Below are 26,070 nucleotides of genomic sequence, written 5' to 3' on the forward strand. Positions count from 1 at the left end.
TTTTGCCATAAAAAACAGGATATTTCTTCAGATGATTTTAAAAAAACCAGATTTTCTTAAGTCCCCATTGGAACATTATCGTAGCCAACTTGAAAACATTCTTCAAGAAAAATCACAGGTCTTTCGGGAAAAAAGTGTCAAAAAAGGTCTCCCTTTTGTCTATACTTTGGTTTTTCCTAAATCTGAGGAGCATCCTTTGATAAGTTTATCCTATGGCGTATCCTTTGCCAACCATCCTGACCAACATAATAGGATTGAAATCTACCTGCAGATAAACTCTCAGGATATGGCTTGGGCGCATGTTATTGGATATTTAGCAAATCATTTACGAGGAGATTGCCCATTTAATCAAGGTGAAATCATCCGCCTAGGACAAAAAATAAGTGCTGAATCTGAATTAAACGCTTTTGTCGTGATTCCTGCAGATACCAATCTCTTGCAGGATCGGATTCCCGATGCCAGAAAAAATTCCTCGGTTCAATTGGTAGAGCTGCTTCCAATATATGAACATGAGGTTTTTACTATTCAAAAAATTGGACTGGAAGAATTCATCAAACGATTGGCAAAAGAAAAATTAAATCCTAAAAGAAAGGCTATTTAAACCTTTTCTTTTCGAATTATTTCTTTAAAATTTCTTTCATTTTTGGCTTATTCTAAGGCCAATACGCTAATAATAAAAATATTTTTTGCCACATTGTAGCATAAGCTGAATCTTTCCCGTTTTTTTATTGAACGTTCACAAATTATTACTCAAAAAAGAATTTACTGAACAAATGAAAAAACATAGCTTATTAATAGTCATCTTATTAAGTTTCCTTACTTTAACTAGTTGTTTGAAAGATAACGATGATTTTCCTGATTTGAATTACCCGGCAGTTTCCTTATTTAATTTTTTCCCGGGAGAGGCAGGAGTAATATACGCCGTTAATGGTAACATTCTAAATCCAGCTAACCCTAACTACAAAGGAATTTCAATGTTCTTTGCTATTCCCGGAAATAAAAAGATCCAAGTTGTCGATAGGATGACTAATCAACCTATTATCGATACGACTTTAACATTTACTGACTCTGTTTTCTATAGCTGTATGGTATTTGGAACTAAGGAGAAACCTAAATTTATTCGTGTACCCGATGTGGAAATAAAAAATCCAGAGAACAAAACTGGAGTTAGATTCTTTCATTTGGCTAACCAAGTTGGGAAAGTAAACTTTAAAGTAGGTACGCAAGAAATCACAGGTACTAGCAATCGGGTTCAAGAAAACCCTTCTACCCTAGCACAAACACAAATTTTTAGAGAAGCAACAACAGGTAAAACCACTGTGACAGCCGTAGATGAACAAGGAAATGTCCTTGCTAAAATTGACGAAATTAATCTTGAACACAATAAACACTATAACTTTATGCTTATTGGAAATAAGGGTAAAAGTACATTTCCTTTAGAATTGACTTACAGTGTTTATGACATTACAGATTAACACTTTACACATAGGCAGCTTTACAATACATCCATAAAAACAGAAAGGCCCATTTATTTGGGCTTTTCTAATTTTTAAGGTTTTGCTATATTTATGACCTATGAGCCTTGAGAAACCCAAAATCGATGAGTCCTTTCGTGTATTACATGCGAAAGCCCACGAATACATTACTGACCAACAGGAATTGTTGGAGGATGAGTATGCATTCGGCCATTTCTCCAACTATACTGTCGATTGGGATAATAATACCATTACCTTCTCGCATGAAGACAATTCTTCCTTAAATCTTTCGTTTCAGATTGTAGGTTCTTTAAACGCTGATCAATCCATTTGGACCTGGAGATGGGATAATCCCAATATAAGCCCTAAAGAAATAGAAGAATTGGAGATTATTAAAAATTATGGTGAATTCTACGATTTCGGCTATTTGACAAGCGCACAACTGGAAATTACAACCCCGATCGCATGGGCACTGACCGCCATATCTGGGTACCTCCGTGTTTCCAAAGGTATCTTTAGAATCCTAAAAGAAGATGAAGCTCAATTTGTTTATTTTAAGGAAGTACTAGCTTAGAGTTCCTAAATTTATATCATAAAGCTTCCAATTAAAGGTGTTTCAATCATTGTTGAAATTCCTTAATTTCGCACACATTTTTTACGTAGAAGAGCTAATGCAACTAACAAAATTAGAGATAAGAGGTTTTAAAAGTTTCGGTGATAAAGTAACCATTAATTTTAATGAGGGGGTTACTGCCATCGTTGGTCCCAATGGATGTGGAAAATCTAATGTTGTTGATGCAATGCGTTGGGTACTAGGTGAACAAAGCACCAAGAACCTTCGCTCTGATAAAATGGAGAATATCATCTTTAACGGCACTAAAAACCGTAAAGCCGCAAATCTTGCCGAAGTCTCCTTAACCTTTGACAATACCAAGAACATCCTACCTACTGAGTTTGCTACTGTTACAATCACAAGAAAACTCTTTAGAACCGGTGAATCGGAATATCGCTTGAATGATGTTAAATGTAGATTGAAAGATATCACTGACTTATTCCTCGATACTGGAATCGGTACAGATACTTATTCGATCATTGAATTAAAAATGATCGATGAGATCATCGCCAATAAGGATAATTCCAGAAGAAACCTATTTGAAGAAGCTTCAGGGATATCCAAATATAAAGTTCGTAAAAAACAGACCTTAGCAAAATTAAAGGATACCGAATCTGATCTTTCTAGAGTGGATGACCTCCTTTTTGAGATTAACAAGAACTTAAAATCACTTGAAAATCAAGCTAAAAAGGCAGAGAAATACTTTAAACTGAAGGATGAGTATAAAGAAGCCAGCATTGGTCTTGCCTATTACAAGCTGGAAGGCTTTCAAACCGATTTAGAAAGAATTACTGACCAGGAGGCTGATCAACAAGAAAAGCTAAAGAATGTTCTTTCATCCTTGGAAGCGAAGGAAAAAGTCCTTCAGGAGTCCAAAACAGAAATTCTTTCGAAGGAACAGAACCTTTCTGCTCAACAAAAAGCTACCCAGGAATACATCAATAAAATCAGGTCTTATGAATCTGAGAAAAAAATAAAAAATGCGCAGTTACTGCATTTGCAGGAAAAGGAAACTCGATTAAATAATGACCTTCAAAATGATAAACAACAACTTAATCATGTTGAATATCAAATCAAAAGATTAAATGAGGAGTTATTTGAGGAGCAAAATAGCCTTGATATTGTAAAACAGGGTCTAGATGGCAATAAGCTAGAAGTTGAAGAACTGAGAGCACAACAAGTTTCTGCAAAAACTAAACTGGATGAGTTTTCCAGAAATAGCCAATCTTTACAAAGTCAGATTTATGCACTTGAAAAAGAACTTGCAGTCCTAGCCATTCAAAAAGAAGCTCTGGAGCAAGAATCCCTAAGGACGAGCCATGATACTGAATCCAAGGAATTGGAACTAAATCAATTCAATAAAACAGTTGCTGAACTGGAAGAACGGGTTGCTATTCAACAGGATCAATTTGATGAGTCCATGCGAACCGAGGAGGAAATCCAAAGACAGATTAATGAATGTGATTCCAAACTTAGGGATGCTGCGGATGACCTCAGCAGAAAAGCTCGGTCTGTCGATTCTAAGCAAAACGAATATAACCTTACCAAATCCCTGGTCGATAATCTGGAAGGGTTCCCTGAATCCATTAAATTCTTAAGAAAACATGCCGGCTGGAAGAAAAACCCACCTCTGTTTTCAGATATCCTTTTCTGTAAGGAAGATTACCGGGTAGCCGTGGAAAACTTCCTTGAACCTATCATGAACCATTATGTGGTAGAATCAAAAGAAGACGCGGTTCAAGCCATAAAACTATTAAGTGATGCTTCAAGAGGACGTGCTAACTTCTTTGTATTAGAGGCTATTAAAGATGAATCAATAAATAATACAACAGCCACCTCTATCCAAGGATTGATTCCAGCAATGGAGATCATCACCGTAGATGATAAATACAAAAACCTTTGCCACAACCTTCTGAAAGATGTCTACCTATTAGATTCCGAATCCAATATTGACTTGGAGTCTGACCTTCCTTCCGATGACATGGTTATCCTTCAAAAAGAAGGAAAATATGCCAAGAATAAATTAGGAATAAGTGGTGGTTCGGTAGGCCTGTTTGAAGGAAAACGTATTGGTAGAGCGAAGAATTTAGAAATCCTGGAAAAGGAAATTAAGGATCTTAATGAACAAATTGACCGCATCCAGGAATCTCAAGAGGAATTAAACAGCAAATTGATAAGTCTCAAGGGTAGTTCTCAAAAAGAATTTATCGATGAGCAAAGAATGCAATTGAACCGTTTAAACAATGAATTAACCTCTGTAAAAACGAAGCAAGAGCAATACCAGACCTTTATCAATAGCAGTCAGACTAGAAAGCAAGATATTGAGGCTAAGGTTGCGAACATCCTTGCGCAGTTGAAGACTTCTGAGCCTGAATTGCAAAAATTCAAGGAAACCGCAACTGAAAATCAATCGGTATTAAGTGAATTAGAAGATAAATATCATGACCTAACAGAGGTCTTGACCGAAAAATCATCTATTTTCAACCAAGAAAATATTAAGTTCCATCAGCAACAGAACAAGGTAAACAGCATTCAAAGGGATTTGGAGTTTAGGGAAAGCCAACGAGATAACTTCGCGGAAAGAATTGAGAAGTTTACCTTGGAATTTGAACAGGTAAAATCTCAACTTAAGGAGGCGTTGAGCTTTGTGGATGACAATGACACCGATTTAGGTGCCATGTATGAGCAGAAGGATTTATTGGAAAAAGGATTACAGGAGGTTGAAGAGAATTTCTTTAAATCCAGAAAAATAATCAACGAACTGGAAGACGAAATCAATCAACTCCGTAAATCCAAGGACATTTCAGACTCCTTGATTTCTCAATTAAAAGATAAGAAAACCTCGCTTCAAATTGATTTGAATGCGTTGAAGGAAAGGTTGTCTGTAGAATTCAACATTGAGCTTCAAGACTTATTGGAAGGGGAAATTCCGGAGGAAAGACCATCCATGCCAGATTTGGAGACTGCTTGCAGAAAGCTCAAGAAACAATTGGATGATTATGGCAGCATCAACCCGATGGCGAAGGAAGCCTACGATGAGATGGATGAGCGCCATGGATTTATCCAAAAAGAGAAAACAGACCTTATGGAAGCCAAGGCTTCCTTGATGAGTACCATTCATGAAATCGACCAATCGGCAAATGATAAGTTCATGCATGCCTTCACTACGGTTCGTGAAAACTTTATCAAGGTATTCCGTTCGCTTTTCAATGAAGAAGATTCATGTGACATCGTGCTGAGTGATCCGAACAATCCTTTGGAATCAGATATTGACATTATTGCTAGACCTAAGGGAAAACGTCCTTTATCCATCAACCAATTGTCAGGTGGTGAGAAAACATTGACCTCCACTGCCCTATTGTTCTCACTTTACCTCTTAAAGCCAGCACCGTTCTGTATTTTCGATGAGGTAGATGCACCATTGGATGACACAAACATTGATAAATTCAACAATATCATCCGCGAATTCTCCAACCAATCTCAGTTTATTGTGGTTTCACACAATAAACGTACGATTGCCAGCACCGATATCATCTACGGTGTGACTATGGTAGAACAAGGCGTATCACGAGTGGTAGCAGTGGATCTAAGAGATGTTGCCTAACACCTACTCTCTTTTTTGCCAATCTTTGGAAAAAAGAAAATAAATAGCATTGGTAGCAAGAAGGATGAGCAACGCAAAATAGCCAATGTCCTTATTTGCTTGATTGGATCCAAATAAAAAATAAAACATGGTTACTGCCGCAGTTAATGAAATAATCAGCAGCAAGAGACGATTATAGTTCATAACAAAGTAATTAATTGGTTAATAGCTTATTGAAAGATAAGGATTTATAAGAGAATAAGGAAAAAGATTCATCGGCAATGCCGAAGAATCTTTTTTTTGAAATGCACTGTACGGGCGTATCGCATAGGCCTTACAGATATGCCGCCCCTATGGGGCTGTACGTGGGTAAATGATTCTTGCTACAAATATGTCACCCCTACGGGGTTTGTAAATTCAAAGCGGATTGCATAGCGAATAAATGAAACCTATTGTACGGGCGTATCGCATACGCCCTCCAAACAAATCTTCTCAATACGCTATCGAATAATTGAAACCCATTGTACGGGCGTATCGCATACGCCCCCCAAACAAATCTTCTCAATACGCTATCGAATAATTGAAACCCATTGTACGGGCGTATCGCATACGCCCCCATACGGTGCCTTACGGTGTGCTTGAAACGAATCCCCCCCTTACTTCTTAAGCGTATTTTCAAACAATTTAAAAATCCTTTTATACTCATCGGTCCAGCTGCTTGGTTGGACAAAGCCATGGTCTTCTACGGGGTAAACTGCGAGTTCCCAGTTTTCTTTTCCGAGTTCGATCAAGCGTTGATTTAATCGTACGATATCTTGGAATTGAACATTGACATCAACCATTCCATGGAGCATCAAAAGATTACCCTTCAGCTTATCTGCAAAGTAAATTGGCGAACTTCTTTTGAAGGCAATTGGATCTTCAACTGGGGTGTTCAGGATATTGGCTGTATAGCCATGGTTATAGTGTGCCCAATCGGTTACGGATCTTAGAGCCGCTCCAGACTTAAATGCATCTGGTTCGGTAAACAAGCCCATCAAAGTAATAAAACCTCCGTAGGAGCCTCCATATAGCCCTACATTTGCAGGATTAACTCCATAATGGTCTACCAGGTACTTCACTCCATCCACTTGGTCGGTTAAATCCTTGCCCCCCATATGTCTGTAAATTCCGGTTCTGTGATTTCTTCCGTAACCCGAACTTGCAGTATAGTCAATATCAATTACGGTATAGCCATTATCTGCCAACATATTATTGAACATATATTCCCTGAAATACTGGCTCCACCAATAATGCACATTCTGCAAATAGCCAGCTCCATGAACAAATACTACCGCTGGTTTATTCGGATGTGGATTCTTCGCTGGATAGACGCGCGCATAAACATCATCTCCATGGCGATTTTGGAACTTGATCATATCCGGCTCCCGCCAAGCATAACTCTCAAACTCCGCAGACGTTGACTTGGTGATCTGATTCGCTTTGGATTGCGCCTTGTTATTCTGTAAATAAAGCTCCCAAGGAGTATTCATCGTAGAATGATTAATCGCCAACCATTTCTCATCCGGAGATAGTGTCACCTCATTCCCACCCTTCATGGATGTAATTTGTTGCAAATCCCCCCCTTGAACGGGCAGACTATAAAAATGGGTTATACCAGGGTGTTCCTTATTTCCGGAGATGTAAAATGTCTTGCCATCTTTCGATAGTTCTACGGATTGCACCTCCCAGTTGCCTTCGGTCAATTGTTTTTTATTGTTGTTGTTCAGATCATAGCTGTACAAATGCGAATATCCTGTAGCCTCGGAATTGAAATAGAAAGTATGATTATTCAACCACTTCACATCGCGGCCAATTCCTGGACCAGATATCCAAGCATCATCATGCTGCCTATCCAATTGAACCAAACTCGCGTCCTCAGGATTTACTTTTAGAATCCAAAAATCCTTATTGTCCTGCGCTTTGGCAGTGATAACGGCATATTTGGCATCAGGCGACCAGGATCCAATTCCCCAGCTTATATTCCGGTCATTATTTGCTTTTTGTAATTCAGCCAAGCGCTCAGGATAATCACTCAAATAAGCAGGCAGATCCTTGATTCCTGGAATGGTAGAAGATTTCACCTCTAAGGCCGTATCCTGAAGGACTTTATAAATAAAGGTTTTATATTGGGTCAATGCGCTCCCAACTTTCGTACGCATATTCAGATCTTCCACATAACCCGACCGTGTAATAAAATCAGGAACAATGGTATTCCGATTTCCTTTTGCTGGAGTAATCAAACGATAGGTAACAAATTTTCCATCTGGACTTACGGATAATCCTCCCAAAAATGAATCTCCTAAGTATAAAGGCTTTTTCGATTCTTTTCTTTTCGATTTATCCTTTAAACGATCTTCTTCTTTAAAGACCTCAAAAAGTTGCTCCTGATCCTTTTTCAACCACTCATCCTGAGCACTCAATTTCTGTTCTCCAGCTGGTTTTGATCCCCTTTGAAAATTCGTCAGTTGCCGAACTTGGTTCGAACCTAAATCCATCACATAAACATTATCGTTCCGTTGGAATACAATTTCATTATTTATCAGGAAGGAAAGTGGGTTTTCACGTTCAACGGTTTCTGTCAGGCGATTAACCTTATTCTTAGATTTAACGAATAAATCACCATCACGCTCGAACAAAGCCAGGCTTTTATCCTGATTGTAGATATAATCAGGTACAGCTTCCAATCTTGCAATGCTATCCGAACTCAATTCATATTTCTTGGAGGCAATATCAAGACGATAAACTTGGCTTTTATCCTTGCTTTCTGGATTCCAATCAAAAAACAGGTATTTACTATTTTCTGACCAGCGGTAATTTGAAGGAGAAGTTCCCATCCATTTGGGATCGCGCATTATTTTATCGACTGTTAGAGGTGCTAACTGAGCGTAACTGCTCCCCATAGAACCTAAAACCAAACAAGAAATAATTAGGTTAATCTTATTCATGAATAATTGATTATTGTTTATAGGGCAAGTATACGAGAATCCTTAGGAATAACCCATTTTGTCAGCTATATTTTACGTTTTATTGGCTAAATAATTCAACCAACTCAAGAAAAAAGGGAGTTTTGATGGGCTTGCCGTTGAGTGTCCATTCCTGAATTTGGTTTACAAAAAGCGAACATTAAAAGTTAAATTTAAATGTTATGAAAAAACCAGAGATCAAACGCAAATCAGGAGGACAGGCAGTTTACAGTGAGAGCTTCAAGATCCTCGTAGCACGGGAGTATTTAGAGGGCAAGTTGAGCTTTTCCCAGCTATCCCAGAAGTATAACCTTCCTTCGGTGGACACTCCCCGATATTTTTTGAAATGGTACCAGCAATGGGAGAGCGAGCTGAACCTTGAGATCCCCGAAGGAGTCAGCACTGCGGACCTATCGGGCAAGAGCGCAAAAGAGCTCCAGGACGGCCTTGATGAGGCGAACCTGAAGATCACTGCCCTTGAGATGCTGATCAAGAAGGCCCAGGAGTTCTATGGGGAGGACTTCGGAAAAAAGCCTGGTGCCAAATCGTCCAAGAAATGAAAGCGACCTACCGGAACACTTCCATATCCTCGCTCTGTGGGCTATTTGGCAAAACACGACAATCCTATTACAAGTACCTGGGCAACAAGCAGGAGACGCAGGTTCGCAGCGACCTGATATTGAGCCGGGTACGCGAGATACGGCAGGACTCCCACCGGATGGGAGCCCTGAAGCTGCGCAGCATCCTGAGCAGGGAGATGGGCTCCAGCATGAAGGGCCTGGGCAGGGACAGCTTCTTTAGGCTGCTCAGGGAGAACGACCTGTTGGTCAGGTGCAAGCGTAGGTATGCGGTCACCACGCAGTCCAATCACAGGTTCAAGAAATGGCCGGACCTGGTCAAAAGGAGCCATCCTTCGCGTGCCGAGCAGCTCTGGGTCAGCGACATCACCTATGTGCGCATCAAGGGGAAATGGATCTACCTGTGCCTGATAACGGACGCTTTCTCACGGAAGATCGTGGGCTACAGGCTCAGCCATAGACCGACCTCGCAGGCCTGCATCGCGGCCCTAAGGATGGCCATATCGGGCAGGATGTATCCAGAACGAGAGCTGACCCACCACTCGGACAGGGGTATCCAGTACTGCAGCTCAAGCTACGTTAAGGTGCTTCAGGACAACGGAATAGCAATCAGCATGACGGAATCCGGAAGTCCGTACGACAATGCCGTGGCCGAGAGGCTCAATGGGATATTGAAGCACGAATACCGCATGGCGGAGACCTTTCCCGACTATGGCAGGGCGCTGGCACAGTTGGTCAGGGCGGTTGATATATACAACAACTTTAGGCCACATATGTCCTGCGATATGTTGTCCCCACAGGAGGCTCATCAGGGATGGAAGGAAGAAACACCCTCAAAAGTGTTTCGACGAACCAGCATGGATGAGCCAGACAGATTGACAACCTCTATCAGGATGGAAATCGTTGACGACAACCATATTAAGTAAAAGAAATATATTTGTAAAATCTATTGAGTAAACCCTTCGCTTTTTGTCAACCTATTTCAGTACAAGACAGAGCCTTGAAATTCAGAAAAAATAAACTCCAAATTCAAGTCAAGATTGCAGTTTATGGGGACTTTCTCCGGACCTTCTTCGGACCTCCTTCGGATTTTGTTCGAATTTTTGCGACGGAGGTCCGAAGGAAATCCGAGGGAAATCCGAAAGCATTCCGCTAGAACATGTAATTAGACCAAAATATTACCCGAAGAAGGGTAAAATGAGCCCTATAAATCTGACCATAAATTAGACATAAAAAAAAGCGCCAGTATTTACTGGCGCTTTTCTATAAAAAATGATTAACTATAATTTTTTCACTCGGATATTTCTAAGGAATACTTCCGTACCATGTCCTAAGAAACCAATGTGACCTGAGTTATTCTTTAATCCTGGGTGATCTTTTCCATCAGCAGCACCATTTTTGGTTGCTTGCTTCAGATCGCCATCAACGATTACTTTTCCATTGACAGTGACTTTGATTTTATCACCTTGAATACGGATTTCTTCAGTATTCCATTCACCAACAGGGTTTAGGGCGCCACGTTTAGCAGCGATAATACCGTAAACCGATCCGTGATATTGATAAGGTTTCAAATCTTTGTACACATCTGCGCCATCATCCAGGATTTGGATTTCCATGCCTGAATAAGCAGCATCTCCATCCAATGGTGTACGGATTCCTACTCCATTGTTAGCTCCAGGAGTCAATTTAAACTCAAATCTGTAAACGAAGTCAGCATATTCATCTTTCGTGTACAAGTTCTTGCCAAATTTAGCATCTGGATTCGAACGGATGTACCCTTCAGGTGTAATCTCATAAGCCGGCGTACTTGTCCACTTATCTAAATTCGTTCCATCAAATAATAGGTCAAATCCTTCTTGCTTCTCTTGATTGCTTAAAGAATAAACTTCCTTACGAGCGATTTCCTTGATATAGATATCGCGGTACCATACTCGTGAACCATGTGCTTGAAGTTCGATTTGCTCCGTTGGGAAAATAGATTGATTGCGATCCCAGTAGTTTTCCAATGGAACATTGTCCACCACTAATTCACCATTCAACCATACTGAAACATCCTCGCCAACCATCTTGATTTTAAAGGTATTCCATTCTCCTAAGGCATTGTCCGCAACTTTGATTGGATCTTTGGCATTTTTGGCATTGTTATACAAACCGCCAGAACCCACCTGTGCTCCTACTTCAACTCTGGAGATGTCCCAGATCTGAACTTGTGGCGTTCCTCTCAAATAGATACCTGCATCTGGTTCTTTACCATTAGGATCTAATTTCCAGTCAACCAACATTTCGAAATCGCCATACTTTTTAATCGATGCGATGTTATCTCCATGTCCGCTGAACACTAAATCACCATTCTCGGCAGTCCAGCTTTCACGCATTTTCTTATCTGCTTCAACCTGTTTCTTTGCCAGTTCTGCTTTCGACATGTTAGCACGTTTGATCGGGTTTTCAACCAATCCTTGCCAGCCTGTCAAATCCTTACCGTTGAACATGGAAACATAACCCTCACCACTTGGCATTTCTGCTAAGTGACGAACAATAGCTTCCTTTAGGTATGAACTTTCACTTCCTGATAATTTTGTTGCTGCATCATTTAAGATTTGACGAACCTCAGGACCGATAAAAGCTTTATTATCCATCGCAATATTCATGGCTACATTTGTTGCTGCTCCACCTAATTGAGCATCATTCATGTATTTTGCCGCGAACATTAAAGCTTGGTAAGTTCCCGTAGACTGTAAGTTTGATAAGGCAGCTGATTTTTGCTTGTTATCTTGAGCCAATGCAAAAGCATCTTTCAACAATAGAGTCTTCTGATCAGGATTAACATTACTAGCATTTAATTGCTTGATTAATCCGTTGAAGATAGTGCTAAATAATGCTGGATCCTTTTCTGTTTTTGATAAACGAATCAATACCGGTAAGGATTCAGAATTTGACCAGTTTGCAAGAGCCTGAATAGATTCAGCTTTTAACGGGCCATTACTTGACACATAATTTTCAACCGCTTTTAAGGCTTCAGAACCACCTACCCCAGCAAATATTGGGAAGTATTTCCCTGCTGAAGGCGCTGCAGAACGAGAAATGTTAGCAGCTAGACGTTGGATTTTAGCATCCTTGTCCGGGCTAGCATTGATAGCATCAATCGCTGCTTGTTGTGCATATTTTAACTCCTCTCCAGAAGCGTTATCCAATAATTGGATGACAGCATCCAGGTTATCAGGATTTACGGTATTTGATAGAGCTTTAAAAGCAGCCAATCTAACCGCTGTATCCGAAGAAGCAGTTAAAGGCAATACAGCAGCTGAAGAAGATGGGTTGGTTCTATGACTCAACACATCCAATAAAGCAACCTGTGTTTTCGCATCCGCAGTCGCTAATGCTCCATTGACAGCATCCATTGCGGCTTTATCCTGAGAAGATAAAAGCAAGGTTTTAATAACTGCCAATTCCTTTTCTGAAGCATTCGGGATCTGTTGGATGAGGAATGCTGAATTTGTGCCTTTAGATAATACCGAAAGTGCATTTAAGGCAGCAATCTTAGCTTCTTCATCTTTTAAAGCTGGAAAGCTTTTCTCGATGGCTTTGATAGATCCAGTTGCATCTTCAGTCGCCAAGAAATTCAATACACTCTCTTGTGCATCGCCATCCAATTTTCTCAATGAACCTGCTAACTTCACCAAGTCGCTTGCTTTCGCTTCATCAGCCAATAAGTTCAATGCAACATTACGTAGCAATTTATCTTCGTTAGAAGCTAATTTTATCAATTGCTTCTTTTGTTTAGCTGGATTGATTGAAGTTAATACAGAGATAGCACCAGCTTGGATGGTAGGTGCTTTAAATGCCGAAGCATTTTTATATAATGCGGTTGCAAAACGAGTTGCTTCAGCATCTTTATCTTTTTTCGCCAAGCTTTCAGCATAATCCACAGCCAAACTAGCGGCATTGGTTTTATCATACTGGTAACTCTTCTCTTCCACTTTTTTCAGGAATGTTTCAGAAGAATTCACTCCGCCGATTTTACTCAATGCAGTTAAAGCCGCCAATTGGAAATTATCAGAATTATATTTTGAAATCAATTCGATGATTTTTGCCTCAGCATCAGCTGATTCCAGTTCTCCTAATGCAGTAACAATAGCAGTCGCTGTTTTTTCCGTTGAAGAGCTATTCAATGCAGCATTCAGTGCAGATGCTGCTTCAGGAGTGTGGATAGCGTTCAATACGCGAGCAGCTTTTTCTGCTAATTCTTCATCGGCCAAGTATGGAGCAACCTTATCGATGGCATCGTTCTTAGCACAGAATTTCAACACTTCAAAAACATAACCTTTATTGTTTTTGTCGGTCAATTTATCCAAGGCATCCAATAATCCTTTCACATAGGTAGCACGTTGGCTTTCCATGTTGGGTTGCATCACGAAAAATGCATAGGAATTGGTTGCATATTCTACAGGAGCATTATTACCTCCTTGCGGTTTTAAGCCTAGTAAGAGGGCCGAAACATCTTCAGAAGTAAATCCTTCCAATTCTTTCATGGCCATGATGAACTTGGCTTGTTCTTCAGCAGGTTGTTGCGCCAATACATCAGCAATCTTGGTCGCCGTAGTACGGCCAGAAGGTTGTTGAGCATAAGCTGCAACTTGTAAAAATAATAATGCGGCTATCGTGTTAAATACTTTTTTCATGTTTTGTCGGTATTAGAAAGACCAAGGTCCTCTCATTGGCTGGTTAATCAATCTGTTGGCTGCTTCATCGTTTACAAACTCTTGCTTCGCAGAATCATAATGTAAGGTTCTGTTCAATCGCAATGCGGCAAGGCCTAAGTTTACCAATGTACAAGAGTAATACCCGTTTTCTTCGTTCAGCGCAAATTTTTGACGCGTACGAACTGCTTCTACGAAGTCTGTAATCTGCGGAGCAGGATCTGGATATTGTGCTAATTTGCGTTCCAAATCAGGAATATCAGAAACAAAGCCTTTGTATAATTTTCCATTTGGACCTTCGATATATGCTTTTCCTTCTTCCGTACCTTCCCCATCCAGGATGATTTGACATCCATCAGCATAGGTATAGGTGATTTTTCTCCAGGTACCTACAGCATCGGAGTGTTGTTGAGGAGCATCCACTTCAATCTTCACTGGGCTTTCATTGTCTTTACCTAGGAAATATTGAACTGGGTCCATATAGTGTTGGCCCATATCTCCAAGACCACCACCGTCATAATCCCAGTAACCTCTAAAAGTTAAGTGCGTACGGTGTGAGCTATACGGTTTATGTGGAGCAGGTCCTAACCACATTTCATAATCAAGTTCTTTCGGCACCTGTTCAACAGGAAGGTTGGTTTTACCTACCCAATAGAATTTCCAGTCGAAACCAGTATGTTTACTGATAGTCACTTTCAATGGCCATCCCAACATACCTGTATCCACTAATTTTTTAATCTTCTTCACTGGAACATTCATGCCATAGAAATTGGCATCAAAACGGAACCAGGTATTTAATCTAAAAATATTACCATGCTGTTTTACAGCTTCTTTCACTTTCTTACCTTCACCGATAGTTCTGGTCATAGGTTTTTCACACCAGATATCTTTTCCGGAGCGAGCTGCTTCTACCGCCATTAATCCGTGCCAATGTGGAGGAGTTGCGATATGGACGATATCTACTTCAGGATTAGAGATTAAATCGCGGAAGTCATGGTGTTCTTTGATACCACCGCCCAAAGCCTTTTGAGCTAATGCTAAATGTCTAGTGTCAACATCACAGATTGCAACCGTTTTAGTACCGGCATAAGCAAAGTGACCTCTACCCATTGACCCTACTCCGATCACCCCTTTAGTCAGGTGGTCGCTAGGTGCTAGGTAGCCCTTTCCAAGTACAAAACGAGGCACAATAGTAAATGCTGCTGCCCCAATCAACGATTTCTTGATGAAATCGCGCCTAGAAGTATTATTATTGTTTTCTTTCATAAAATTTATGATTCAATCGGATATAACAAACTAATCTAATGCTTGGAATCCCCCTATTTTGGGTTCATCTTGCAGCAAAAAATCGGATTATTGTATCATAAAAATTGTATAAATAGATTTAGTTTCACAATTGTAGGAAAACTTTTCAGTTTTCATTTATCACATTCAGTCATAACTTTATTATTTATCGCCAAACCTCCTTATCAGTTCTCTACAAAACCTAAACAAACGTTTGCGTAAATGAATTATTACTTTCGCCCATAGAACCCATCTGTCCAGACTTGCAATAAAACAATATTAAAGATAATTTAAGAAAAATAAATAAAAATAACAGAGGTATTCGCAGGTAAAATGTATGGATAATAGACTCAAAAATAACAAATTATTTAAGATTAAAAACTGAAATAGAGGGATTTTTACAGAAAAATATGCCCATTAAATTATTATTAACTCAAATGAATAGGATTCATTTCTTCTTAAAATTTCTTACATTTAGCATAAAACACATTTAGATGCTCGCTGTAATCAATAGATCTGATCAACTCAATACATTAAAAGAAGCAACCGTTTGGGACCTAATAATCATCGGTGGAGGTGCCACCGGATTAGGAACTGCAGTAGACGCTGCGAGTCGAGGTTTCAAGGTATTATTAATAGAAAAATATGACTTTGCCAAAGGAACATCCAGTAAAAGCACCAAATTAGTTCATGGTGGAGTTCGATACTTAGCAAATGGTGATATAAAACTCGTTATGGGTGCCCTCCGCGAAAGAGGATTAATTTTCAAAAATGCTCCGCACGTCTCTTCGGTTCAATCTTTTATTATCCCTGTCTACTCTACCTTCAGTAAATTAAAATATCTTATTGGCCTGAAGCTTTATGATTGGCTAGCAGGCAGTCTTCGGATTGGTAATTCCGAAGGACTTTCCAAGGCCGAAGTGATCCAAAAACTACCGCATATCAATCCGAAGAATTTAAAAGGCGGTATCCTTTATTATGATGGTCAATTTGATGATGCCCGTTTAGCGGTGAATCTTGGACAGACTGCCATTGAACATGGCGCGACAGTTTTGAACTATGTGGAAGCCATTGAAATTCATAAGGATGAAAAAGGATTAGTGAATGGATTAACTGTAAGAGATACTGAAAGTAATGAAACCTATCCGCTTAAAGCTAAGTCTGTTATTAATGCAACTGGTTTCTTTGTGGATGATATTTTGAAGTTAGATTCGCCTACTCATAAAAACCTTGTTCGGCCAAGTCAAGGGTCACATATCGTTATCGATCGTAAATTTTTGGATGGCATAGATGCCCTGATGATTCCCGAAACTAGCGATGGTCGGGTACTCTTTGGAGTGCCTTGGCATGGAAAAGTGCTATTGGGAACCACGGATATTCCTATCAAGGAACATATGATAGAACCTAGGCCGATGGAAGATGAGATAAACTTTATTTTGGAAACTGCGGATAGTTATTTAGATCCAGCTCCAAAAAGAGAAGATATCTTGGCTATATATGCGGGTCTACGGCCTCTGGCGGCTCCAAAGGATGATGATGAAAGTACAAAGGAGATTTCCAGGGATCACAAATTAATCCGTAGTGAATCCAACCTGATTACCATTACTGGTGGAAAATGGACTACCTATCGCAAGATGGCTGAAGACACAGTGGATATGGCAATTCAAGTTGCGGGATTAAAAGATGTTCCTTGCAAGACCAAAAACCTGGAAATCCATGGCTCCACCCCTGATGTTTATCATGCCCATTGGAATCTTTACGGCAAAGATTATCAAGCAATCCAACACTTGATTCAAGAGGATGAATCGCTGCGTGAATTATTAGTTGAGGGTTATGAATACAACGCTGCTGAAGTTGTTTGGGCCTGCAGATACGAGATGGTCCGCAAGGTAGAAGATTTTCTAGCACGTCGATGTCGATTGCTCCTATTGGATGCTAAGGCTTCCATTGAAGCTGCACCTAAAGTTGCAGAAATCATGGCCAAGGAATTGGGAAAATCAGCAGAGTGGACACAAAAAGAAGTTAACCAATACATTGAATTAGCTAAACGCTACATGTTATAATTCAATATCTTATAAAATTAAATAATGAAAGAATATATCATAGCATTAGACCAAGGTACGACCAGTTCAAGAGCCATCTTATTCAACAAGAAAGGTGATATTGTCAATATTGCGCAAAAGGAATTTCAGCAGATTTATCCGAAATCAGGATGGGTGGAGCATGACCCTCAGGAAATTTGGTCCAGCCAAATGGCAGTATTCACGGAAGTATTAACGAAGTCCAAAACCAAATTGGAATCCATAAAAGGAATCGGTATTACCAATCAAAGGGAGACTACGGTAGTTTGGAATCGTCGAACTGGAGAACCTATCTACAATGCTATTGTATGGCAAGATCGCCGAACTGCAGACTATTGTGCACAACTGATCAAGGATGGCCATTTGGAAAAGGTTCAGGAGAAGACCGGATTATTAATCGATTCGTATTTTTCTGCAACCAAGATAAAATGGATTTTGGATCATGTTAAAGGGGCTAGAAAGCTTGCTGAACGCAATGAATTGGCTTTTGGAACGATTGATTCCTGGTTGATTTGGAATTTGACCAATGGTGAAAAGCATGTTACGGATGTGACGAATGCTTCCAGGACCATGTTATATAATATTAATGATTTGAGCTGGGATAAGGATTTATTGAAGTTATTTGATATCCCAGAATCCTTATTACCGGAAGTAAAAAGTTCTTCTGAAGTATACGGGGAGACTTCTACGGAATTGGGCAGTCGTCCTATCCCAATTGCGGGGATTGCTGGGGATCAACAAGCGGCCTTATTTGGCCAAATGTGCCTTAAGAAAGGGATGGCGAAGAATACCTATGGCACAGGCTGTTTTTTATTGATGAATATTGGTAATAAGCCTGTAAAGTCGGAAAACAAGTTGGTAACGACTATCGGTTGGAAGATTGGCAAAGAGGTGGTTTATGCCTTGGAGGGTAGTATTTTCATTGGAGGAGCCGTTGTTCAGTGGTTACGGGATGAGTCGAAGATCATCAAGAAATCCAGCGATATTGAGGCCTTAGCGACATCCGTGGAAGACACCGATGGGGTTTATTTGGTACCGGCCTTTGCAGGCCTTGGGGCTCCGCATTGGGATCCAAATGCCCGAGGAACGATTTTCGGAATTTCAAGAGGTACCACCGATGCCCATATTGCGAGAGCCGCCATTGAAAGCATTGCTTATCAGACGCATGATATCCTGAAAGCCATGGAAGCTGATTCAAACACCAAAATCAAGGAATTAAGGGTTGATGGCGGAGCGACTCAAAATCAATTCTTATTGCAATTCCAGGCAGATATTTTAAAATCAACTGTAGTAAAACCTAAAATCACCGAAACTACAGCAATGGGTGCTGCATTCTTAGCCGGTTTAGCAGTTGGATTCTGGAAGGACCTTGAGGAATTACAAGCCCTATGGCAAGAGGACAAACGGATTGAGAGCAATAAATCCATGAAATTGGCAAAGAATCTGGAAGAATGGAAACGTGCAGTCAATGCGGTTATCTACTGGTCGAATCATTCATAAATTATAGAAACAAATAACTAAACCTAATATATGTCACCATTTATAGCTGAACTAGTCGGCACGGCAGTTATGATTCTCCTGGGTGGAGGTGTTGTTGCCAATGTAGTCTTAAACAAAACCAAAGGAAATGATTCAGGTTGGATCGTTATTACGACAGCTTGGGCATTAGCTGTATTTGTAGGGGTAAATATTGCAGCGCCATATTCTGGGGCACATTTAAACTGTGCAGTTACGATTGCTAACCTTGCCTTGGGCAAAATGGACCTCGCTACTTCCCTATCCTATATCGGCGCACAATTTCTTGGAGCCATGATCGGAGCTTCAGTTGTTTGGTTGGTTTATAAAAACCACTTTGATGTGACGGAAGATCCAGGTGCAAAAAGAGCTGTATTTTGTACAGAACCGGCGATTCGCAATCAGCCAATCAATTTAATCTCAGAGATCGTAGGAACCTTTGTGTTGATATTTACCATTCTTCATTTTACAGATGCGAAATTATCCGATGAATCGATTGTCGGTTTAGGCTCCATTGGAGCGATTCCTGTTGCGTTCTTAGTATGGGTGATTGGTCTTTCTTTGGGTGGAACTACTGGCTATGCAATCAATCCTGCAAGGGATTTAGGCCCTCGGATCATGCATTCCATATTACCGATTAAAAACAAGGCAGGATTCGATGCTGGATATGCATGGGTTCCGGTTCTTGGTCCAATTATTGGGGCTTTATTGGCGGTAGGATTAAATTTACTGATACATTAAAAAGAATATGAAAAAGGGACTCTTTAAATTTTTGAATAAAATCAATCAAAAAGTATTGCCACGCTATAGCAAGGAGGATCCCTCTAAACTAAGTAAGCTACAACAGGCTGTTGTAGCTTACCGATATTACGTTTTAATAAATTCTATGGATTAGGGAATAACTTATTTTCCGTTTCATCCGAAGGTGTTTCATCAATTATTTTAACAATATTGGATGGAAATACCACATTCTTACCATCCAAAACAGCTTTAATTTCTTCTGCCATTTGATTTTTGGTAGCCCAAAACACTTCGCGATTCGCCCAGGCACGAACAACCAAGCTAATCCCAGTTTCTTTTAAATCCCCTACAATCACTTCCTTTTTGGGAGCATCCAAGATTCTCTCATCCGCATTTAATACCGAAAGAATAGCCTCTCGAGCCGTTTTAATATTCGTATCATAAGATAATACGAAGGTAAACTGCATTCTTCTAGCCGTGATTTTCGTATAATTCTTAATGACAGAATTTGCTAAAGTTCCATTAGGACTAAAAACACGGATACCATCATCATCGATTATTGTCGTATATAATAAATCAATTCTTTCCACAGATCCCGAGGAACCGTTAGCACTGGAAATATAATCACCGACGTCAAAAGGTCTAAATACCAAAATCAATACACCACCGGCAAAATTTGATAAACTTCCCTGTAATGCCATACCCACTGCTAATCCAAAAGCAGACAAGGCCGCAATAAAGGAAGTTGTTTCAATGCCCATGGTATTTGCCACTGTCAGGATCAACAGGGCATACATCGCAAATTTCATTAAGCTTTTGATGAAAGAACGGATAGAAATATCCACATCCTTCTTGACAAATCGCTTATCGATAAAGTTCAATACGAATTTGATCAGGTATCGACCGATAAATAAAATAAAAAATCCAACCGCTATGCTTGGGATCTTAAGTAATACCAGATCAAATAATTTCTCTAAGCTAGATTCAATGTTTGCAAAGCTCATTTTTCGTTTTATGATAAATTAGCTTCAAAAATAAAAAAATACTGATTCATTCTGCAAAAGGCCTAATATTTTAAATAACTTTAACATATGGACTATTGCTACTTTGACAATAATGCGACCAGTAAAATAGATGGGGATGTTTTTGAAGCCATGTTGCCCTATTTGAAAGATGCCTATGGCAATGCTTCCAGCGTTCAGCATAAAATGGGAAGACAAGCCAATCATGCAGTTGAAAAAGCGCGTATACAAGTAGCAGAACTATTAAATGCCAATCCCAAGGAAATCCATTTTACCTCTGGTGCCACTGAATCTATTAATACGGTCATCAAAGGGATCAGCAAAGCCTACCAATCCAAAGGAAATCATATTATTACTTCCAGTATTGAACATAAGGCGGTATTAAGCTGTTGTGATGCAGTAGTAAAGGATGGAATGGAAGTCAGTTATTTGCCGGTGAATAAATTGGGAGTCATTGATTTGGAGGTTTTTAAGGAAAGTATTCGGGAGCAGACTGTTCTGGTTAGCATCATGGCTGCCAATAACGAAACTGGCGTTTTGCAACCGATTCAGGAGATTGCAAGGATATGCCAGGAAAGGGATGTTCTATTTTTCTGTGATGCCACGCAGTGGATTGGGAAAATCCCACTTGATCTAAGTCAGATTCCAATCGATATCCTCTGCTTAAGTGTGCATAAAATGCATGGTCCCAAAGGGATTGGAGCAATATTTATTCGCAGAAAAAGTAAGCCTATTCAAATTCCTTCGTTGATCATTGGTGGAAATCAAGAAGGTGGATTTCGTGGTGGCACCTACCCTGTTCATCAGATAGTCGGTTTGGGTGAAGCGGCAGCAAGGGTTAATTTTAACCTTGAAACAAGTGATATCAGGGATTATTTTGAGAAAAGACTGATCGAAGAAATTGAAGAAGCAGAAATCAGGACCTTGAATATCGATCGATTACCCAATACCAGCAATATCCATATCAAATATGTCCGGGGTTCTGAATTAATGACGAAATTACCCAATATTGCTATTTCATCGGGTTCAGCTTGTGTTTCAGGGAGCAGAGACCCTTCCCATGTATTAAAAGCGATGGGATATACAGATGAAGAAGCATTCTGTAGTCTTCGATTTAGTTTTAGTAAATACAATACTAAGGTAGAAATCGACTATGCCATTCAGGAAATAAAAACAGCGACAGCTAATATTCGGCAACATTCTCCAGTTTGGGAAATGTACAAGGAAGGATTAATTTGACAGAAGTCAGATGATTAATATCAATTATGAATTTAGATTTATGTATTTTTGTAAATCATTAAAGGAAGACTTATGGTTACCGTAACAGATAAAGCGAAAGAGCGTATTAGTGCAATTATAAAGGAAGAGAACTACGATAACACTTATTTTGTTCGTGTTGCTGTAGAGAGTGGAGGTTGTTCAGGATTATCATACAAATTGAACTTCGATAATGAAGAGAAAAAAGGTGATCAATTCTTTGAAGACAATGGCGTAAAGATTTGTTTGGATATCAAATCCTATCTTTACTTGGCAGGAACAGAATTGGATTATACTGATGGATTGACAGGAAAGGGATTTGAATTTCACAATCCAAATGCTTCCAGAACCTGTGCATGTGGTGAAAGCTTCTCCGTATAAACGGCAAAAGATATCAATATTACAAAAGGCAAACGGTTAGTTTGCCTTTTGTTTTTCATAAGCTATGATCAGGCGACTGACCATGCCATATCGCGCCATTCCCTCGGCTTGATTATTATGTTTCAAGTATTGATTATAGAATACTGCGGAAATATCGGAAATCCATCCGGAGTAATTCTTCCAATATTCCTGTTCAGATTTTATATCCGCCACAACTAAAGGTGATAATTTTGCTTTATAAGATTCAAACAGGGATTTATCGACCAAATACAAGGTTCTAAGCAGATAATTCACACTTTCATAATATGCTGAATACTGAAACGAAGGTTTTGGATTTTCCTTCATTTTGACGAATGCGATAAAATTACATTCATCCTCAAAACCTATTCCCATCTGATGGGAAAGTTCATGGGCGACCGTAAAAGGATATGAAGGCAATGGCATTTCGGTATTGACATGTGCTTCATTGCTGAATGGGTTAAAATATCCAGAAACCCCAAAATAAGAAGCCATAGGTCCAATGAAAGGTGATTTTATCTTCACTTGCGTCTTTGACAACATCGCAAAGGTTTGGTCCTCCTTCATGATTTGTTGCACCTCCAAATCAATTTTATTGCGGTCTTGATTTTCGAAATTTATTTCTCCCCTGAGTTGATTCGCCCGATTGATATGAGAATCCAGAACTGATAAATGATCTTCCAAGAGGACCGTGTCCACCTTAAGGTTCATTTGCTTACTGACAGGAATTCGATAATAATTGAGCGCCCATGCCGAGTAGAAAAACACATATACAGTAAGTAAAACCGCAACAAATTTCAGAAACTGATGCCCTGCAAGGGCAAATTTCTTTTTGAACAAAAGGAAAATAGACTTGAATAAAATCAGACCTAAGGCAATAAAAATAAAGGCATAAATCAAATCCCCAATACTGAACGGAAGCCATCCGATAAGAAATTTTGGCAAATAAACATAGATAGGATAAAATCCGCGACTATAATAATATTCGACCCATTTCGAATTGGATTGGAAGATCTGCAGGCCAATAATCAACAATATACAAATGCCTATCCATTTGTAATACCTCCTATTTGACCGTTTTTCCTTCATAATTAATCTTCGTTTTCGAAATAAAGCTTGTAGTAATTCATGCCCTTGTCTTCATCATATCCTTTTTCCAGTAATTCACGTTTACCATGAACATAGATATGGAAGTTTTTATCCAATTTCAATACAGATTTATAACTGCTAGCCATTTTTTTCACTGCAGGAGCAGCAATATCAAAGTTGGATTGAAAGGGCGTTTCAAATTCATCCTCAAAATTGCTCTTATAATCCTTGAATAAGGAAATAGCATCTGGGTTTCCGATTACCTCCTCATTGAATTCATTTTCATCAAAGGTTTCCTTGGTTTTAAAGTAATTCATGGAGCGGTTCATCAAGTCGATTTTATCGGCTTTATCCATATCAAAAACCTCATCAATTTTATCATTGACAAAGTTCTTGTAAACCTTCAAAAGGTTCCCTGTTTGTTGATAATTATCGTTTCTGGTTTTGAGTTTCAAGAAATCATCCTTCCAATAAACGGCTTCAGAACCATTGGTCTGGTCTACACATAAAACCTTATACCCTTCTTCCTCCTCCACATTGACGATAACAACCCCTTTATCCAGTTTATTGATATTGATGGCTTTCTCTTCATAGTTTACCCCTAAGCCAGCAGCTTCTGAATAAACTTTTAAGTATGCTTCTTTATTTTCTGATTTAAAGATTCCGATCGCCTTGTGCTCCTCACCTTCCAGTTGCACATTATCCAAGGCAACCACGTACAATTCACCAGATTTGATTTTCGGGTGTTCAGTCACTTCGTACAAGAATTTGGCAATGGATTTTGAAAATTCCAAAAAGCCTAGCTCGCCTTTAAAATATTGTCTGGAGAAGTAAAATACTTCATTGAGCTCCAAGGTATCATTGGGATGATAGAAGCGATAAACCTCATTTGCTTTAGCAAAAGGCTTCATGAAATATTGCATCAATAAATCCGCTAATACTTCATCGGATTTAACATCAACTTCTTCTTCAGATAGGGTAAAATACTCGTCTTGGCTCTTATTTCCGACATGATGAATAATCAGGTTCAGGAAATTGGCATCTTGGTGAAAAAACATAATCTCTTTATAAATCGTAAATATCTATTGCTGTTCTGTAAGTGTTCACATGGGCATTAACAATATCCTTAATATGATATGAATAGCCACCTCCCATGCTTACTTCAACAGGAACATTAAAATTTTTGCAGTTTTGGAATACTAATTCATCCCTTTTTTGGCATCCCGCCATGGTCAATTTAAACTTTCCCAATTTATCAGTTGCCAACACATCTACTCCAGATTGAAAATATACAAAATCAGGTTCGGTTTCTTGAAATAAACGTGGAAGAGTTTCATTTAACAGGGATAAATATTCTTCATCCTCTACCCCATCTGCTAAAGGAATATCGATATGTGATTTTTCCTTTTTAAATGGGAAATTCTTTTCCCCATGGATGGAGAAAGTAATAATATCCGGGTGTCCTTCAAAAATATGGGCAGTACCATTACCCTGATGGACATCTAAGTCGATAATCAAGATTTTCTTGGCAAGACCTGAATGATACAGGTAAGCGGAGGCGACAGCTTGATCATTGAGCAGACAGAAACCTTCACCGAAGTCGCGTCCAGCATGGTGGGTTCCTCCGGCGGTATTAAATGACACCCCTGTCTTGATGGCTTCAAGCGAGGCTTTAATACTTCCATCGATTAAATAACGCTCACGATCAACCAGGGATTGAGTCATTGGAAAACCAATCCTTCGAATCATTTTAGGGTCGAGGCGAAGGTTTAGTAAATCGTCGGTATATTTCTTATCATGAGCCAAATAGATAATCTCCTTATCTACCAGTTCAGGCTCAAAGAAGGAATCCCTGGACACTAATCCTTCGTAAATTAATTGTTCAGGAATAAGCTCATATTTCATCATTGGAAAACGATGTCCTTCGGGTAAAGGTTGGATATAAGCAGTATGATGGGCGATTTTTAGCAATTCACAAAATTTGAAACGAAGATATGGAATCCTTTATCAATAATAAATCCTTCTCAAAAAATCTTGCTTTCTATTGATTTTATAAAAGCATTAACTTAACTTTAGGATAACCCTTAGTTAATTGAAGCTCATTTGGTTACTCAGGAGTTTACCATTATAAACGATTTAAAACAGGAGGACCTATGTTCAACAAAAAAAACAACTCCTCAAAAAGTGATTCTGAGGGATCATGGAAACATCCATTTATTAAAAACATCCGGGAAAAACTTCGTAAGCAAAGTCAACAGGATAAAATGCGCCTTATTATGGAGCATTTAAGGTCCAATAATTTTGTTTTTAGCAATAATTAACGCTATCTGAAAAACGAAACTGCTCTAATTCTGTTATAAGGGTATATACCTAAATAGCGTAGCCTTATGATTATAGATATCAATTCTCTATTAGGAGCAGAAATTGTCAAAACAGAAGAGGATTCTCGGTCCCAAACACTCGTAGTTACTTTACTATTGGATGATGATTCGGGTCATCATGAAATGGAACGGAAGATGAGATTCGATCAGGTTACCCATTATTCACGATCGGAAATAGCGCATGAAGGCTATCCAGTAATTTTGGAAATTTCAGAGTCAGTTCCTGACATTGAAAAGAATTTTGATAATGACAATAACCGGAAAAGGTTTAAGATTGATACCACCTCAGGTATCATAATTCTTGAATTTGAAAGATGCGAAATAATGGAGTAGTTTTTGCGACTTATATC

General features: G+C 39.3%; 20 protein-coding genes. 12 read left to right on the forward strand and 8 right to left on the reverse strand.

All coding sequences use genetic code 11. The annotated features are described in order from the left end of the window. Positions 1 to 31: 31 nt before the first annotated feature. From PZ892_RS11155 to smc, 4 genes are all read left to right on the forward strand, one after another. Positions 32 to 601 (forward strand): suppressor of fused domain protein, encoded by a 570-nt coding sequence (locus tag PZ892_RS11155; protein ID WP_277711238.1) that lies wholly within the window; start codon positions 32 to 34, stop codon positions 599 to 601. Positions 602 to 833: 232 nt separating this feature from the next. Next, entirely contained in the window at positions 834 to 1,475 is a 642-nt protein-coding gene (locus PZ892_RS11160) for a DUF4397 domain-containing protein (RefSeq protein ID WP_277711239.1), read from the forward strand. Between the two features lie 100 nt (positions 1,476 to 1,575). Beyond that, the gene (locus PZ892_RS11165) at positions 1,576 to 2,049 is read left to right on the forward strand and encodes a DUF6882 domain-containing protein (protein WP_277711240.1); all 474 of its coding nucleotides are present in this window, start codon (positions 1,576 to 1,578) and stop codon (positions 2,047 to 2,049) included. A gap of 97 nt (positions 2,050 to 2,146) precedes the next feature. Next, positions 2,147 to 5,692: a chromosome segregation protein SMC gene (gene smc / locus PZ892_RS11170; RefSeq protein WP_277711241.1), complete on the forward strand. Its 3,546-nt coding sequence runs from the start codon at positions 2,147 to 2,149 to the stop codon at positions 5,690 to 5,692. A gap of 3 nt (positions 5,693 to 5,695) precedes the next feature. Here smc and PZ892_RS11175 read toward each other — a convergent pair whose 3' ends face one another. Both PZ892_RS11175 and PZ892_RS11180 read right to left on the reverse strand, forming a co-directional pair. Then, positions 5,696 to 5,875: a hypothetical protein gene (locus PZ892_RS11175; protein WP_277711242.1), complete on the reverse strand. Its 180-nt coding sequence runs from the start codon at positions 5,873 to 5,875 to the stop codon at positions 5,696 to 5,698. 452 nt (positions 5,876 to 6,327) lie between these two features. Then, positions 6,328 to 8,658 carry a prolyl oligopeptidase family serine peptidase gene (locus PZ892_RS11180; protein WP_277711243.1) on the reverse strand — a complete coding sequence of 777 codons (2,331 nt, stop codon included), beginning with the start codon at positions 8,656 to 8,658 and terminating at the stop codon, positions 6,328 to 6,330. 200 nt (positions 8,659 to 8,858) lie between these two features. Here PZ892_RS11180 and PZ892_RS11185 point away from each other — a divergent pair, with 200 nt between their 5' ends. Next, positions 8,859 to 9,236, forward strand: a complete 378-nt coding sequence (locus PZ892_RS11185) for a hypothetical protein (RefSeq protein WP_094258930.1) — start codon at positions 8,859 to 8,861, stop codon at positions 9,234 to 9,236. Then, on the forward strand, positions 9,233 to 10,180 hold the full coding sequence (locus PZ892_RS11190) for an IS3 family transposase (RefSeq protein WP_094258931.1): 948 nt from the start codon (positions 9,233 to 9,235) through the stop codon (positions 10,178 to 10,180). Before PZ892_RS11185 ends, PZ892_RS11190 begins: the two co-directional genes overlap by 4 nt. 354 nt (positions 10,181 to 10,534) lie before the next feature. Here the strand turns inward: PZ892_RS11190 and PZ892_RS11195 are convergent, their stop codons facing one another. Both PZ892_RS11195 and PZ892_RS11200 read right to left on the reverse strand, forming a co-directional pair. Beyond that, on the reverse strand, positions 10,535 to 13,933 hold the full coding sequence (locus PZ892_RS11195) for a DUF1080 domain-containing protein (RefSeq protein WP_277711244.1): 3,399 nt from the start codon (positions 13,931 to 13,933) through the stop codon (positions 10,535 to 10,537). 12 nt (positions 13,934 to 13,945) lie between these two features. After that, complete coding sequence (locus PZ892_RS11200; RefSeq protein ID WP_094258879.1) at positions 13,946 to 15,217, reverse strand: Gfo/Idh/MocA family oxidoreductase; 1,272 nt, start codon at positions 15,215 to 15,217, stop codon at positions 13,946 to 13,948. 512 nt (positions 15,218 to 15,729) lie between these two features. Here PZ892_RS11200 and PZ892_RS11205 point away from each other — a divergent pair. From PZ892_RS11205 to PZ892_RS11215, 3 genes are read left to right on the forward strand one after another with little or no spacing between them, the layout of a single operon-like run. Beyond that, on the forward strand, positions 15,730 to 17,298 hold the full coding sequence (locus tag PZ892_RS11205) for a glycerol-3-phosphate dehydrogenase/oxidase (RefSeq protein WP_277711245.1): 1,569 nt from the start codon (positions 15,730 to 15,732) through the stop codon (positions 17,296 to 17,298). A 24-nt stretch (positions 17,299 to 17,322) separates the two neighbouring features. Then, a complete protein-coding gene (gene glpK, locus PZ892_RS11210; protein ID WP_277711246.1) occupies positions 17,323 to 18,816 on the forward strand; it encodes a glycerol kinase GlpK in 1,494 nt (497 codons plus the stop codon). A gap of 30 nt (positions 18,817 to 18,846) precedes the next feature. Then, positions 18,847 to 19,572 (forward strand): MIP/aquaporin family protein, encoded by a 726-nt coding sequence (locus PZ892_RS11215; RefSeq protein ID WP_277711247.1) that lies wholly within the window; start codon positions 18,847 to 18,849, stop codon positions 19,570 to 19,572. Positions 19,573 to 19,715: 143 nt separating this feature from the next. Here the strand turns inward: PZ892_RS11215 and PZ892_RS11220 are convergent, their stop codons facing one another. Then, on the reverse strand, positions 19,716 to 20,576 hold the full coding sequence (locus PZ892_RS11220) for a mechanosensitive ion channel domain-containing protein (protein WP_182498293.1): 861 nt from the start codon (positions 20,574 to 20,576) through the stop codon (positions 19,716 to 19,718). A gap of 87 nt (positions 20,577 to 20,663) precedes the next feature. Here PZ892_RS11220 and PZ892_RS11225 point away from each other — a divergent pair, with 87 nt between their 5' ends. Then, positions 20,664 to 21,833, forward strand: a complete 1,170-nt coding sequence (locus PZ892_RS11225; RefSeq protein ID WP_277711248.1) for a cysteine desulfurase family protein — start codon at positions 20,664 to 20,666, stop codon at positions 21,831 to 21,833. A 72-nt stretch (positions 21,834 to 21,905) separates the two neighbouring features. Continuing rightward, positions 21,906 to 22,232: an iron-sulfur cluster assembly accessory protein gene (locus PZ892_RS11230; RefSeq protein ID WP_093097436.1), complete on the forward strand. Its 327-nt coding sequence runs from the start codon at positions 21,906 to 21,908 to the stop codon at positions 22,230 to 22,232. Between the two features lie 36 nt (positions 22,233 to 22,268). Here PZ892_RS11230 and PZ892_RS11235 read toward each other — a convergent pair whose 3' ends face one another. Genes PZ892_RS11235 through PZ892_RS11245 form a run of 3 tightly spaced genes read right to left on the reverse strand, consistent with a single transcriptional unit; the run spans position 22,269 to position 25,310 of the window. Then, positions 22,269 to 23,339, reverse strand: a complete 1,071-nt coding sequence (locus PZ892_RS11235) for a DUF3810 domain-containing protein (protein ID WP_277711249.1) — start codon at positions 23,337 to 23,339, stop codon at positions 22,269 to 22,271. Positions 23,340 to 23,341: 2 nt separating this feature from the next. Next, a complete protein-coding gene (locus PZ892_RS11240; protein ID WP_277711250.1) occupies positions 23,342 to 24,397 on the reverse strand; it encodes a nucleoid-associated protein in 1,056 nt (351 codons plus the stop codon). Between the two features lie 7 nt (positions 24,398 to 24,404). After that, positions 24,405 to 25,310, reverse strand: a complete 906-nt coding sequence (locus PZ892_RS11245) for a histone deacetylase (RefSeq protein WP_277711251.1) — start codon at positions 25,308 to 25,310, stop codon at positions 24,405 to 24,407. Between the two features lie 416 nt (positions 25,311 to 25,726). Between PZ892_RS11245 and PZ892_RS11250 the strand changes: the two genes are divergently transcribed. Beyond that, positions 25,727 to 26,053 (forward strand): hypothetical protein, encoded by a 327-nt coding sequence (locus tag PZ892_RS11250; RefSeq protein WP_277711252.1) that lies wholly within the window; start codon positions 25,727 to 25,729, stop codon positions 26,051 to 26,053. Positions 26,054 to 26,070: the final 17 nt, after the last annotated feature.

The organism is Sphingobacterium sp. WM (assembly GCF_029542465.1).
GTDB classification, from domain to species: Bacteria; Bacteroidota; Bacteroidia; order Sphingobacteriales; family Sphingobacteriaceae; genus Sphingobacterium; species Sphingobacterium cellulitidis.

Excerpts from the sequence above, each read along its gene's own strand:
- PZ892_RS11155 (WP_277711238.1), top strand. The coding sequence starts at position 32 with ATGATTTTAAAAAAACCAGATTTTCTTAAGTCCCCATTGGAACATTAT.
- PZ892_RS11165 (WP_277711240.1), top strand. The coding sequence starts at position 1,576 with ATGAGCCTTGAGAAACCCAAAATCGATGAGTCCTTTCGTGTATTACAT.
- smc (WP_277711241.1), top strand. The coding sequence starts at position 2,147 with ATGCAACTAACAAAATTAGAGATAAGAGGTTTTAAAAGTTTCGGTGAT.
- PZ892_RS11175 (WP_277711242.1), bottom strand. The coding sequence starts at position 5,875 with ATGAACTATAATCGTCTCTTGCTGCTGATTATTTCATTAACTGCGGCA.
- PZ892_RS11180 (WP_277711243.1), bottom strand. The coding sequence starts at position 8,658 with ATGAATAAGATTAACCTAATTATTTCTTGTTTGGTTTTAGGTTCTATG.
- PZ892_RS11185 (WP_094258930.1), top strand. The coding sequence starts at position 8,859 with ATGAAAAAACCAGAGATCAAACGCAAATCAGGAGGACAGGCAGTTTAC.
- PZ892_RS11190 (WP_094258931.1), top strand. The coding sequence starts at position 9,233 with ATGAAAGCGACCTACCGGAACACTTCCATATCCTCGCTCTGTGGGCTA.
- PZ892_RS11195 (WP_277711244.1), bottom strand. The coding sequence starts at position 13,933 with ATGAAAAAAGTATTTAACACGATAGCCGCATTATTATTTTTACAAGTT.
- PZ892_RS11200 (WP_094258879.1), bottom strand. The coding sequence starts at position 15,217 with ATGAAAGAAAACAATAATAATACTTCTAGGCGCGATTTCATCAAGAAA.
- PZ892_RS11205 (WP_277711245.1), top strand. The coding sequence starts at position 15,730 with ATGCTCGCTGTAATCAATAGATCTGATCAACTCAATACATTAAAAGAA.
- glpK (WP_277711246.1), top strand. The coding sequence starts at position 17,323 with ATGAAAGAATATATCATAGCATTAGACCAAGGTACGACCAGTTCAAGA.
- PZ892_RS11215 (WP_277711247.1), top strand. The coding sequence starts at position 18,847 with ATGTCACCATTTATAGCTGAACTAGTCGGCACGGCAGTTATGATTCTC.
- PZ892_RS11220 (WP_182498293.1), bottom strand. The coding sequence starts at position 20,576 with ATGAGCTTTGCAAACATTGAATCTAGCTTAGAGAAATTATTTGATCTG.
- PZ892_RS11225 (WP_277711248.1), top strand. The coding sequence starts at position 20,664 with ATGGACTATTGCTACTTTGACAATAATGCGACCAGTAAAATAGATGGG.
- PZ892_RS11230 (WP_093097436.1), top strand. The coding sequence starts at position 21,906 with ATGGTTACCGTAACAGATAAAGCGAAAGAGCGTATTAGTGCAATTATA.
- PZ892_RS11235 (WP_277711249.1), bottom strand. The coding sequence starts at position 23,339 with ATGAAGGAAAAACGGTCAAATAGGAGGTATTACAAATGGATAGGCATT.
- PZ892_RS11240 (WP_277711250.1), bottom strand. The coding sequence starts at position 24,397 with ATGTTTTTTCACCAAGATGCCAATTTCCTGAACCTGATTATTCATCAT.
- PZ892_RS11250 (WP_277711252.1), top strand. The coding sequence starts at position 25,727 with ATGATTATAGATATCAATTCTCTATTAGGAGCAGAAATTGTCAAAACA.